Origin of the sequence: Saccharopolyspora thermophila (assembly GCF_014646075.1) — a bacterium.
Classification (GTDB): domain Bacteria; phylum Actinomycetota; class Actinomycetes; order Mycobacteriales; family Pseudonocardiaceae; genus Saccharopolyspora; species Saccharopolyspora thermophila.
Genome location: NZ_BMMT01000006.1, coordinates 121,404 through 133,625 on the forward strand (window position 1 = coordinate 121,404; position 12,222 = coordinate 133,625).

Consider the following 12,222-nt stretch of genomic DNA (forward strand, 5'->3'; position numbering starts at 1 on the left):
TTCACACCCCGACGCTACCGCGACCACTTCCGTCTCTTGTGGACCTCGCCACCGCCGGCGCGACCACGGCCTCGGGGCGGCGGCGGGAGATGGCGACGCCGACCAGGCAGATCACTCCGCCGACGAGACCGTATACCGTCGGCGTCTCGGCCAGCAGGAGCCAGGACAGCACCACCGAGACGGCCGGGGCCGCGTACGTGGTGGCGCTCAGGCGTCCCGCGTCCATCCGGCGCAGCGCGTAGGCCCACGTGGTGAAGCCGATCGCGGTCGGGAACAGTCCGAGGTAGACGGTGCCGAGCACCGCCCCGATCGGCGCGGTCCGCAGTTCGGCGAGCAGCTGCGGCAGCCACGGCAGCAGCACGGCGGTGGCGATCAGGCACCCGAGCCAGATCGCGACGAGCCCGTCCACCCGCCGCAGGGTCACCTTCTGGACCAGCACCCCAGCCGCGTACAGCAACGCCGCGAGCACGCAGAGCACGATCCCCATCCAGTCGCGGTGACCGGTGGATCCCGCGGCGATGACGGCCACCCCGCCGAGCGCTACGAGGGAACCGACGATCAGCGGCCGCGGGTAGCCCTCCCGCAGGAACAGCCCCGCGCCGAAGGCGATCAGCAGCGGTGCGGTGTTCACCAGCAGCGCCGCCGTGCCCGCGTCGACCTGCCGCTCCGCGGCGTTGAGCACCACCGTGTACCCGGCGAGCCACAGCACCGCGTACACCGCCACCAACGCCACGGTGCGCCGCGGGGGGAGCAGGCGCGGGATGCGGCGGCGGCTGGCCAGCACCAGCACGGACAGCGCGGCGGCCGCGACGGCGAGGCGCACCAGCGCCATGGGAGCGGGCGAGAGGCTGGGACCGATGGCGCGGATGGCGACGAACGCCGAAGCCCACAGCACGACGGTCACGGCGGCGGCCACCGCTGCCCGGCCGCGGTCCGCGGTCTTCGGCGGAGCCGCCTGGGAGATCTGGAGTTGTCCGGTCACCCGGCCATCGTCGCCAGCCCGATTCGCAAGAACAAGCGATTATTTCTGCACAACGGTTCAGCACTGCTGTACAGTCGGGCCATGCTGGACGTCGCCCGGCTCCGCCTGCTGCGGGCTGTCATCGCGACCGGTTCGATCCGCGCGACCGCGGCCGCGCTCGGCTACACACCGTCGGCGGTGAGCCAGCAACTCACCGCGCTGCAACGGGAGACCGGGCTGCGGTTGTTCGAGCGGGTTGGCCGGGGCATCGAGCCGACCACCGCGGGCCGCACGCTCGCGGCCGAGAGCGAGCCGCTGTTCGAGGCGCTCAGCCGGGTGGAGGGCGTCGTCAGCGACCTGCGTGCCGGCCGGGTCGGCAGCCTGTCGATCGGCTACTTCGGTTCGGCGGGCAGCGCATGGCTGCCGACGGTCGTGGCCACGCTGCGCGAGGAGTTCCCGGAGCTGCGGCTGGATCTGCGGATGACCGAGATCACGCGGGCCGACCCGGACATCGACATCTTCGTCGAGCACCCGCGCAACACCCCGGGCCCGCTGGCCGCCGTGACCCGGCTCGTCGACGACCCGTACCTGGCCGTCGTCCGGGACGACGACCCGATCGCCGCGCTGCCGGAGGTGCCGCTGGCCGTCCTGGCCGAACGGCGGTGGGTGGACAACGATGTGAACGAGGGGGCATGCCGCCAGGTGCTCCTCGACACCTGCGCAAAAGCCGGGTTCGCCCCGCAGTTCGCCGTCGAGATGCACGACTACCAGACCGCGATCCCGTTCGTGGCCACCGGGATCGGCATCACCGTGATCCCCGAACTCGGCATCGGGAACCTGCCCCCGGGGCTGACGGCGGTCCCCGTGGTGTCCCCGACCCCGATCCGGCGGATCAGCGTCGCGGTGCGCCGCTCGATCGCCGAGCACCCGGCGGCCCGCCGCACCGTCGAGATCCTCCAGTCGCTCGCCCGCGGCTCCCGCCCCGAGCGAACCGCGCGCGGGTGACCGGGTGGCGCTCAGCTGCCCAACGCGGTCGCGGTGCGGGCACGCATGTTCTCCAGTTCGTCGAACTGGTGGTGGGCCCGGGCGAGCAGGCCGCGCAGCGCCTGCTCGTCCAGCCGCGGGTACTGGTCGTGGACCGCCAGCAGGGTGCGCCACCCCGCGGCCTTGCCCTGCACGCCGAGGCACAGCGCTTCGAGTTCCAGCAGGGCGCTCAGGCGCGTTCGCCGCACCAGGCCGCCGTTCGGCTTCAGTCTGCCGAACTTCTCCGCCAGCCAGGCGGCGACGATCTTGTATCGGGCCGGGCGGACCCCGAGCACACGCATGATCTGCCGGAGTGCGGTGCGGTCTCGTTTGATCTCCCGGGCGACGGCGGTCAGCCGGGACCCGAACTCGTCTGCGTGGTGGTTGCGGGCCACGCGCTTCGCCAGCGCCGCACCGCTGGTCGCCCCCGCGAAGTGGTCGTTGAGATAGATCGCCAGCATCCGCGGCGCGGACGAGCGGATTGTCGGCGGTTCCTCGGTTCGCTGCCTCGCGAGCCGAGCACCGCGCAGAAGACTTCTCGACATCGGCCGTCTCCCTCCCGAGCACCTGGCCCCTTCGAAGTGCCCGGGACCACGCCCCGCACAAACAGCCTGCGACGTGTTCCGCCGGGCACGGTCGGGTAACCGTGCGCCATGCGAGCAAAGGGATGCGTCGTGGTGGTCACCGGGGCGTCCAGCGGTATCGGACGCGCCACGGCGGCGGCATTCGCCAGGCACGGCTGTTCGGTGGTGCTGGCCGCCCGGCGCGGTGCGGCGCTGGAGCAGGCGGCCCACGAGTGCGAGGCGCGCGGCGGCCGGGCGCTGGCGGTCCCGACCGATGTCAGCGACGCGACCGCGGTGCACGACATGGCGCGGAAGGCCGTCGACACCTTCGGACGCATCGACGTCTGGGTGAACTGCGCGGCACTGAGCCTGTTCAGCCCCTTCGAGGAGGCGCCGCTGGACGACTTCCGGCAGGTCCTGGACGTGAACGTGATGGGATACGTGCACGGCATGGGTGCGGTACTGCCCGTCATGCGCGAGCAGGGCCGGGGTGTGGTGGTCAACGTCTCGTCGGTGGTCGGCGTGGTGCCGCAGCCGTACACCCACGCCTACGGGATGTCCAAGTCCGCCATCCGCTCCCTCACCACGTCGGTGCGGCAGGAGCTGTGGCTGGACGGCGTCCGCGGAATCGACGTCTGCTCGGTCCTCCCCGCGACCATCGACACCCCGCTGTTCGCGCAGGCCGCGAACTACACCGGCCGCCAGGTGGTGCCGATGCCCCCGGTGTACGCACCGGAGCGGGTCGCGAGCGCCATCGTCCGGCTGGTACGCCGGCCGCGGCGCGAGGTGGTGGTCGGGCCGATGGGCCGCAGCGTCGTCCTGCTGCACCGGATCGCCCCCGGCATCACCGAGAAGCTCATGGCGTTCCAGGTGGAGCGCGCCCACCTGGCCCACACCCGCCGAGCGGAACCGACCCCGGGCAACCTGCACCACCCGACCGAAGGCACCGGTGCGGCGCACGGGGGCTGGACCAAGCCGCGCCACGCGACCACGCGCACAGCGGTCGCGGTGGGCCTCGCCACCGCGGTGGCAGTGTCGATGCGGCGCAGGCGCAGCGGAATCTGAGCTGTCCGCACCGGAGTGCCTACACCGGGCCGACATCGGGTTGCCGCCCGCGGCGCAGGCGCGCGTGCCGCAGCCCAGGCGCGTCGCGCGCGGCCAGCCGGTCGGCGACCAAGCCGGTGGCGAACGCGTACACGGCCTTGTGCAGCAGGTCGATGACGAGTTCGGACCGCGGCCACGTCCACGGGGGTGCGCCGGTACCGGTGGCGTTCTCGGCGATCTGGTCGTTGGTCAGCCGCACCACGGCGAACATCGACGACGCCCACGGCCCCCGCAGACCCGAGTCGGCCATGATGCCACGCACCGCGCCGAGCAGCACGCCCTGCCCGACGTGCATGGCCAGGTTCGCGCCGCGCCGCGGCATCGCCGCACCGGGCATGCGGCGGAAGGTTCGCCCGGGCACGTGCGAATCCGGCCGCCCGGTGAGCGCCTGCTCCGCCTTCTCCCCCGCGGTCATCGCCGCGACACCGACAGCTCCGGCGCACAAGCCGTGCAGCGCCCCGCGCCGCAGCACCCGAGCAGTCCGCTTCCGCACGGCAGCTGAAGAGTTCCGCCCCATGCCCACCCGATTACCCAGTCCCCGCATCGGGAAGACATCGGGCATCAAGTTCGGCCGGTGGTTGGAGGCGCTGCCCATCCGGACCGGGGTCGTCCACATCGGACCGTTCCGGTCAACGAGGTCCGCGTCGGCCGGGGCACCTGGGAGGTCCGCGTATGGCGCCTGCGGACTCCCGCGGCCCCGGCCGACGCGCCAACGTCCCCACCTCGCCGGGGAGGTGGGGACGTTCAGGGCAGCCGGGCGCGGAGGGCCCGGGCGAAGGCCACCGCCGCCGTGTCGACGCACTCCGCCTCGGCCGCCGCGCGCAGCCAGTCGGCCAGCGGGTGCGCCACGGCCGGGGAGAACGCGACGATCCAGCGAGCGCTGTCGGCTCGGGCTTCCGCGACGTGTTCGGTGCTGCCGTCGCCGCGGTGGGCGACCACCTCCGGCCGGGTGGCGAGCAGGCCGCTCAGCCGCCAGTCACCGGCGGTCGACACCGCCGCCAGCCGCTCCACCGCCTGCGCCGCGTCCAGCAGTTCCCGTCGCACGTCCGTACCCACGCGTCCGATTGTCTCCCCGCGATCCACATCGGACGCCGCCGGGTCAGCTGTTGCTGGGGAAGCCGAGGTCGATGCCGCCGTCGCTGGGGTCGGGCCAGCGGGTGGTGATGACCTTGCCGCGGGTGTAGAAGCGGACGCCGTCGGTGCCGTAGATGTGGTGGTCGCCGAACAGCGAGTCCTTCCAGCCGCCGAAGGAGTGGTAGCCGACCGGGACCGGGATCGGCACGTTCACACCGACCATGCCGGCCTGCACCTCCAGCTGGAAGCGGCGGGCGGCGCCGCCGTCACGGGTGAAGATCGCCGTGCCGTTGCCCCAGCGAGAGGAGTTGATCAGCGTGATGGCCTCCTCGTAGCTGGCCACGCGGACCACCGACAGGACCGGCCCGAAGATCTCGTCGCGGTAGGCGTCCATCTCCGGGGTGACCTTGTCCAGCAGGCTGACGCCGAGGAAGAAACCGTTCTCGTGACCGGCCACCACCAGGTCGGTGCCGTCCACGACGACCTCGGCGCCCTGCTCGCGGGCCTTCGGCACGTAGGAGGCCACCTTGTCGCGGTGCTCGCGGGTGACCAGCGGGCCCATCTCCGAGGCCGGGTCGGTCCCCGGCCCGATACGCAGGTTACGGGCCCGCTCGGCGATCCGGGCCACCAGATCGTCGCCGATCGGGTCGACCGCGACGACCACGGACACGGCCATGCAGCGCTCGCCCGCCGAACCGTAGGCGGCCGAGACCGCGGCGTCGGCGGCCTGGTCCAGGTTGGCGTCCGGCAGCACCAGCATGTGGTTCTTCGCCCCGCCCAGCGCCTGCACACGCTTGCCGTGCGCGCTGGCGGTGTTGTGCACGTACCGGGCGATCGGGGTGGAGCCGACGAAGCTGACCGCCGCCACGTCCGGGTGCTCCAGCAGCCGGTCCACCGCGACCTTGTCCCCGTGCACCAGGTTCAGCACGCCCTCGGGCAGCCCCGCCTCGTGCGCCAGCTCGACCAGCCGCGCGGTGGCCGACGGGTCCTTCTCGCTGGGCTTGAGCACGAACGTGTTCCCGCAGGCGATGGCCAGCGGGAACATCCACAGCGGCACCATCGCCGGGAAGTTGAACGGCGTGATCCCGGCCACCACCCCCAGCGGCTGGCGGATCGACTCAACATCCACCCGGGTGGACACCTGGGTGGAGGACTCGCCCTTGAGCAACTGCGGGATACCGCAGGCCAACTCCACGACCTCCAGGCCCCGGGCGACCTCACCGAGCGCGTCGGAGTGCACCTTGCCATGCTCGGCGGTGATCAACGCGGCGATCTCGTCACGGTGGGCGTTGAGCACCTCGCGGAAGGTGAACAGCACCTGGGTGCGCCTGGCCAGCGACATGCTGCTCCAGGACTCAAACGCCCTGGCCGCCGCGGCCACCGCGGCGTCCACCTCGTCAATGCCGGCGAACGGAACCCGGGCGGTCTGCTCACCCGTCGCCGGATTCGTCACCACACCGAAACGGCCCGAAGCGCCATCGGCAGGCTTGCCATCAATGAAATGCTGAATCGTCCTCACGTCGTTCCCTCGCGATCGGAGTCGGCTGAAGTTTTCCGGACGGTGTGCGTCGCGGCGCGGGAAGCGGCTCACGCCGCGTGCACAACCCCTACAGGTGGTGGCGCCGGGTGCGTACCTGGTCTTCGTAGTTCTTACGGGCCAGTTGCGTGCTTTCGCGGGTCGCGACCTCGGCGACCGGGACGTCCCACCACGCCTCGGCCGGCAGCTGCGCCTTGGCCGGGTCCGTCTCGACGTACACCGCGGTCGGTTCCTCGGCCGCCCGGGCGGCGCGCAGCGCGTTGCGCAGCTGGTCCACCGTGGCGGCCCGCAGGACCTGCATGCCGAGGCTCTCGGCGTTGGCGGCCAGGTCCACCGGCAGCGGTTGCCCGGTGAAGGTGCCGTCGGCCTCGCGGAAGCGGTAGGCGGTGCCGAAGCGCTCGCTGCCGACCTTCTCCGAGAGCCCGCCGATCGAGGCGTAGCCGTGGTTCTGCACCAGCACCACGGTGATCTTGATGCCTTCCTGCACCGCGGTGACCAGTTCGGTGGGCATCATCAGGTAGGTGCCGTCGCCGACGAGCGCGAACACCTCCCGTGACGGGTCGGCCAGCCGCGCACCGATCGCGGCCGGGATCTCGTAGCCCATGCAGGAGTACCCGTACTCGACGTGGTACTGCTGCGGGTCCCTGGCCCGCCACAGCTTGTTCAGGTCCTCCGGCATCGACCCGGCCGCGTTGATCACCACGTCGCGGTCGTCGAGCACCTCGTCGAGCACCCCGAGCACCTCGGCCTGGCCCGGTCGCTCGTCGCCCGCGGCGCTGCGGGTGGTGCGCTCCACCACCTCGGCCCAGCGCTGCGCACCCGCGCGGTACTCGCGCACGTGGTCCTCGGACACGCGGTGGCCCTCGAGCGCGCCGGTCAGCTGCTCCAGCGCCACCCGCGCGTCACCGATCACCGGGACGGCCGCCTGCTTGTGGGCGTCGAACGAGGTGATGTTGATGTTGACGAACCGCACGTCGGGGTTGGCGAACAGGGTGCGGGAGGCGGTGGTGAAGTCGGAGTAGCGGGTGCCGACGCCGATGATCAGGTCGGCCTGCCGGGCGATGTCGTCGGAGACCGCGGTGCCGGTGTGCCCGATGGACCCGAGCGCGCACGCGTGGTCGAACCGCAGCGAGCCCCGCCCCGCCTGGGTCTCGGACACCGGGATGCCGGTGGACTCGGCGAAGACCCGCAGGGCCTCCTCCGCGCCGCTGTGGTGCACGCCGCCACCGGCGATGATCAGCGGGCGTTTCGCGGCGCGGATCAGCGCGGCGGCGTCGGCGACCGACTGCGGGTCCGGCACCGGGCGGTGCACCCGCCACACCCGCTCGGCGAAGAACTCCTCCGGCCAGTCGTACGCCTCGGCCTGCACGTCCTGCGGCAGGGCCAGGGTGACCGCACCGGTCTCGACCGGGTCGGTGAGCACCCGCATCGCGTCCAGCGCGGACGGGATCAGCGCCTCCGGCCGCCAGATCCGGTCGAAGTAGCGCGACACCGGGCGCAGGCAGTCGTTGACCGACACGTCGCGCGCGTACGGGACCTCCAGCTGCTGCAGCACCGGGTCGGCGGGCCGGGTGGCGAAGATGTCACCGGGCAACAGCAGGACCGGCAGGTGGTTGATGGTGGCCAGCGCCGCGCCGGTGACCAGGTTCGTCGCACCGGGTCCGATCGAGGTGGTGCACGCGTAGGTGGACATCCGGTTGCTCTGCCGGGCGTAGCCCACCGCGGCGTGCACCATCGCCTGCTCGTTGCGGCCCTGCAGGTACGGCATGTCCCGCTCGTACTCCAGGATCGCCTGCCCGACACCGGCGACGTTGCCGTGGCCGAAGATGCCCCAGCATCCGGCGATCAGGCGGCGGCGCACGCCGTCGCGTTCGGTGTGCTGGTTGGCCAGGAACCGCACCAGCGCCTGCGCAACGGTCAGCCGTCGGGTGGTCATCGTGCCTCCGTGGCGGTCTCAGGGGCGCGGTAGAGCGGCAGCCGCGGATCGACCTCCTGGTCGGCCCACGTCTCGCGCACCCACGCGTGCGCCGGGTCGTCGCAGATCAGCCAGGCCCGGTCCGGTGACGGACCGGCCATCACGTTCAGGTAGTACATGTCGTAGCCGGGCACCGCCATCGACGGACCGTGCCAGCCGTCGGGGATCAGCACCACGTCACCGCTGCGGACCTCCGCGAGCACGTCGGTGGTGCGGTCCGGGCCGGACGGGTAGACCCGCTGGTAGCCCACGCCCGGGGTGCCGTGGGAGTCGGCGATCTCGAAGTAGTAGATCTCCTCCAGCCGCGACTCGCCCTCGCGGTCCTCGTCGTGCTTGTGTGGCGGGAACGAGGACCAGTTCCCGGCCGGGGTCAGCACCTCCACGGCGATCAACCGGTCGGCCTCGAAGACGTGCGCCGCGCCGAAGTTGTTGACCTGGCGGCTGGCCTGCCCGGCACCGCGCAGCTCGACCGGAACGCCGGAGGCGGGTCCGTAGCGCGCGGGCAGCCGGCGCTCGCAGCGCGCGCCGGTCAGCGCGAACCGGCCGCCGGCCGCGCTGCTGATGCGTACCCGCGCGTCTCGCGGCACGTACGCGAAATCGGTGACACCGCGGAACACGCTTTCCCGACCGGTCAGCTCGAACACCTCGCCGTCGCACTCGACGACGCAGCCGCCGGACAGCGGCAGCACGATCCACTCACTGTCCCCTGTGGACAGCTCATGGTCAGCGCCGGCGGCGAGTTCGAGCACCCGCAGGGACGAGTAGCCCCAGCCCGCCGACTCCGGGTCGACGTAGGTGGTGTACGCGCCGCGCGCGGTCGTTCCGGCGGGGCGGTAGAAGCGCTTGTCTGTCAACGCTGATCCTCCAAACTCGGTGCGCTCACAGCAGTGCGACCGCGGCGTCGACGGCGCCCGCGACGTCGTCGTCGTGCGGGTACAGCAGCGTCCGGCCGACGACCAGCCCACGCACGTTCGGCAGCTGCAGCGCCTTGTGCCAGCGCTCGTGGGTGGCGGCCGGGTCCGCGGACACCTCACCACCGAGCAGCACGGTCGGCAACGTGGTGGCCTCCATGACCTGGGCGATCTGGTCGATGTCGTCGACCACCGGGACCTTCAGCCAGGTGTACGCGGAGGTGCCGCCCAGTCCGGAGGCGATGGCGATGGATCGGGCGACGGCCTCCGGCGACAGGTCGTTGCGGACCCTGCCGTCCACGCGGCGGGACAGGAACGGTTCGACCATCGCCATCAGCCCGCGCTCGGCCAGCTCGTTGATCGCGTTCGCCGCGCCGCACATGGTGTTCAGCGTTCCGGGGTCGTCCGGGTCCATCCGCAGCAGCAGCTTGCCGGCGTCGAACCGCATCCGCTCGATGTCGGCGGCACGGTGCCCGGTGAACCGGTCGTCAAGTTCGAAGGCCGCCCCGGCCAGGCCGCCGCGGTTCATCGAGCCGATGACGACCTTGCCCTCCAGCGCGCCCAGCAGCAGGAGGTCCTCGAGGATGTCGGCGGTGCCGAGGACCCCGTCCACGCCCGGGCGTTGCAGGGCGGTGCACAGGCGCTCCAGCAGGTCGGCGCGGTTGGCCATGGCCATCGGGTTGCTGCCGGCAGCCAGTGCCCCGCGCGCCGGGTGGTCGGCGGCCACGATCATCAGGCGGCCGGTGTCGCCGAGCAGGGGGCGTCGGGTGCGCGCCGCCGCCGCTTCCGCGATGGCCTCGGGGCGCGTGGCGCGGACGTGCGTCAGTTCGGAGATGCTCAGGGTGGACACGGTTCTCGCTTTCCTGGACGCTCAGGCGCGCTGCGCCTGCTGGGACAACAGGTCGTCGACCTCGTGCTCGTAGGGCATCGCCGACGAGCAGGCGAGGCGGGAGGCCACCAGCGCGCCCGCGGCGTTGGCGAAGCGCATCGTGCGCTCCAGCTCCCAGCCGGAGAGCAGGCCGTGGCACAGCGCCCCGCCGAAGGCGTCGCCGGCGCCGAGCCCGTTGACCACCTCGACCGGCACCGGCGGTGCGACGACCTCGGTGTCGCGGGTGCGGGCCAGCACCCCCTTCGGACCCTGCTTGACCACGGCGAGTTCGACACCCGCGGCGAGCAGCCGGTCGGCCGCCTCCTGCGGGTCGCGGCTGCCGACGGCGCGCTCGACCTCGTCGAGGTTGCCGACCGCCACGGTGACGTGCGGCAGGGCCTGCTGGTACCAGTGCGTGGCCTGTTCGTGGTCGGGCCAGAACATGGGCCGCCAGTCGAGGTCGAACACGGTGGTGCCGCGCTTGGCGCGGGACCGCAGCGCCGCCAGCGTGGCCGAGCGGCTGGGTTCCTCGGCCAGGCCGGTGCCGGTCATCCAGAAGATGCGTGCGTTGCCGATGGCGTCGTGGTCGAGTTCGTCGGCGTGGATCTCCAGGTCCGGTGCCTTGGGCTGCCGGTAGAAGTACAGCGGGAAGTCGTCGGGCGGGAAGACCTCGCAGAAGGTGACGGGCGTGGGGTACTGCGCGACCGGGGTCACCCAGCGGTCGTCGACGTCGAAGCCCTTGAGCGCCTGGTGGATGTACTCGCCGAACGGGTCGGCGCCGGTGCGGCTGATCACGGCGCTGCGGTGGCCGAGCCGGGCGGCGGCGACGGCGACGTTGGTCGCGGTGCCGCCGAGGTACTTGCCGAAGGTCTCGACCTGCGGCAGCGGCACACCGGTTTGCAGCGGGTAGATGTCAACCCCGATCCGGCCCATCGTGATGACGTCGAACGGGCTGCTCATTCCAGGGACCTCCGGTGGAAAACGGGATGGCGGGGCGCGTCGTCCCTCTCTGTCTACTCGGCCCGCCTCAACCGTGTCAAGAGTTTGTCCGTACATACTTACTTAAGTAGGTCGGGTTGTCTTGCTACCGTAGGCGCGTGACCTCGACGAACCGCCGATCCGTGGAACCCGCCTGGGACCCCGCCACGCAGATCACCGTGGACCACAGCAGCCCGGTCCCGCTGTACTACCAGGTGGCCAGCCAGATCGAGGAAGCGATCGACTCCGGCGCGCTGCCGGTCGGCGCCCGGCTGGACAACGAGGTCGAACTGGCCGCCCGCCTGGGCCTGTCCCGTCCCACGATCCGCCAGGCGATCGGCTCCCTGGTGGACAAGGGACTGGTGGTGCGCAAGCGCGGCGCGGGGACCCAGGTCGTGTTCAACCGGGTCAAGCGCCCGCTGGAGCTGAGCAGCCTGTTCGACGACCTGACGCGGATCGACCAGCAGCCCACCACGAAGGTGCTGACCAACGAGGTGATCACACCGTCCCCGGAGATCGCGCACATCCTCGGCATCTCCGAGCAGGACCAGGTGCTGCACCTGGAACGCGTGCGCTCAGCCCGCGGCGAACCGATCGCCCGCATGCAGAACTTCCTGCCCGCGGGCCTGATCGAGCCGACCGACGAACTACTCGAGGAACGCGGCCTCTACCAGCTGCTGCGCGCCGCCGGGGTGCGCATGCACGCCGCGCACCAGACCATCGGCGCCCGGGTGGCCACCGAAGCCGACGCCGAACTGCTCGACGAGCCGGTCGGGGCGCCGCTGCTGACCATGCAGCGCACCACCTACGACCAGGCGGGCAAGGTCGTCGAGTACGGCTCCCACGTCTACCGCGCCTCGCGCTACTCCTTCGACCTCTCCCTCCGCGGCGACACCTGACCTGCGGTCGCCGCCAGGGTCACGGATCATTCCCCGCAGGCGGAACCTCAGTCGCCTGTTCGCCGCCGCCTGCCTGACGCCAGCGTGCGGTCACGCCCAGTGCGCACCCGCTCGCGAATGCGGTATGCCTTCCTGGGCCCACCCGGCATACCTAGATCCGTACGTAAATATGTCAGGACTAATCCTTGACAGGGTCGTCACTGCGGTGAAAACTACCGGCTGCCGAGCAGCGACGCGTGGCCCACGCCACTCACACCGGCACCCGGTCCGGCGCGCCCCGTCGCGCGCCGCCGCCGATCGCACCATGCCGGCGTCGCCCGCTGACCACC

12 protein-coding genes are annotated in these 12,222 nt (G+C 71.9%); 3 read left to right on the forward strand and 9 right to left on the reverse strand.

All coding sequences use genetic code 11. The annotated features are described in order from the left end of the window. Position 1: 1 nt before the first annotated feature. On the reverse strand, positions 2-982 hold the full coding sequence (locus IEY17_RS10780; protein WP_188987198.1) for a DMT family transporter: 981 nt from the start codon (positions 980-982) through the stop codon (positions 2-4). 81 nt (positions 983-1,063) lie between these two features. Between IEY17_RS10780 and IEY17_RS10785 the strand changes: the two genes are divergently transcribed. Continuing rightward, positions 1,064-1,966, forward strand: a complete 903-nt coding sequence (locus IEY17_RS10785) for a LysR family transcriptional regulator (protein ID WP_188987199.1) — start codon at positions 1,064-1,066, stop codon at positions 1,964-1,966. Positions 1,967-1,977: 11 nt separating this feature from the next. Here the strand turns inward: IEY17_RS10785 and IEY17_RS10790 are convergent, their stop codons facing one another. Beyond that, positions 1,978-2,529 carry a hypothetical protein gene (locus IEY17_RS10790; RefSeq protein WP_229680026.1) on the reverse strand — a complete coding sequence of 184 codons (552 nt, stop codon included), beginning with the start codon at positions 2,527-2,529 and terminating at the stop codon, positions 1,978-1,980. A 108-nt stretch (positions 2,530-2,637) separates the two neighbouring features. Between IEY17_RS10790 and IEY17_RS10795 the strand changes: the two genes are divergently transcribed. Beyond that, positions 2,638-3,612, forward strand: a complete 975-nt coding sequence (locus tag IEY17_RS10795; RefSeq protein ID WP_188987200.1) for an SDR family oxidoreductase — start codon at positions 2,638-2,640, stop codon at positions 3,610-3,612. 19 nt (positions 3,613-3,631) lie between these two features. Here IEY17_RS10795 and IEY17_RS10800 read toward each other — a convergent pair whose 3' ends face one another. From IEY17_RS10800 to iolC, 7 genes are all read right to left on the reverse strand, one after another. Then, on the reverse strand, positions 3,632-4,168 hold the full coding sequence (locus IEY17_RS10800) for a hypothetical protein (RefSeq protein WP_188987201.1): 537 nt from the start codon (positions 4,166-4,168) through the stop codon (positions 3,632-3,634). 227 nt (positions 4,169-4,395) lie between these two features. Beyond that, on the reverse strand, positions 4,396-4,707 hold the full coding sequence (locus tag IEY17_RS10805) for a hypothetical protein (RefSeq protein ID WP_188987202.1): 312 nt from the start codon (positions 4,705-4,707) through the stop codon (positions 4,396-4,398). A 43-nt stretch (positions 4,708-4,750) separates the two neighbouring features. Further along, entirely contained in the window at positions 4,751-6,244 is a 1,494-nt protein-coding gene (locus IEY17_RS10810; protein ID WP_188987203.1) for a CoA-acylating methylmalonate-semialdehyde dehydrogenase, read from the reverse strand. Between the two features lie 88 nt (positions 6,245-6,332). Continuing rightward, the gene (gene iolD / locus IEY17_RS10815) at positions 6,333-8,198 is read right to left on the reverse strand and encodes a 3D-(3,5/4)-trihydroxycyclohexane-1,2-dione acylhydrolase (decyclizing) (protein ID WP_188987204.1); all 1,866 of its coding nucleotides are present in this window, start codon (positions 8,196-8,198) and stop codon (positions 6,333-6,335) included. Beyond that, a complete protein-coding gene (gene iolB, locus IEY17_RS10820) occupies positions 8,195-9,091 on the reverse strand; it encodes a 5-deoxy-glucuronate isomerase (protein WP_188987205.1) in 897 nt (298 codons plus the stop codon). The genes iolD and iolB overlap by 4 nt, the downstream gene beginning before the upstream one ends. Positions 9,092-9,116: 25 nt before the next feature. Next, the gene (locus tag IEY17_RS10825) at positions 9,117-9,998 is read right to left on the reverse strand and encodes a Cgl0159 family (beta/alpha)8-fold protein (protein ID WP_188987206.1); all 882 of its coding nucleotides are present in this window, start codon (positions 9,996-9,998) and stop codon (positions 9,117-9,119) included. A gap of 21 nt (positions 9,999-10,019) precedes the next feature. Then, a complete protein-coding gene (gene iolC / locus IEY17_RS10830) occupies positions 10,020-10,976 on the reverse strand; it encodes a 5-dehydro-2-deoxygluconokinase (RefSeq protein ID WP_188987207.1) in 957 nt (318 codons plus the stop codon). 161 nt (positions 10,977-11,137) lie between these two features. Between iolC and IEY17_RS10835 the strand changes: the two genes are divergently transcribed. Next, the gene (locus IEY17_RS10835; RefSeq protein ID WP_188987332.1) at positions 11,138-11,893 is read left to right on the forward strand and encodes a GntR family transcriptional regulator; all 756 of its coding nucleotides are present in this window, start codon (positions 11,138-11,140) and stop codon (positions 11,891-11,893) included. Positions 11,894-12,222: the final 329 nt, after the last annotated feature.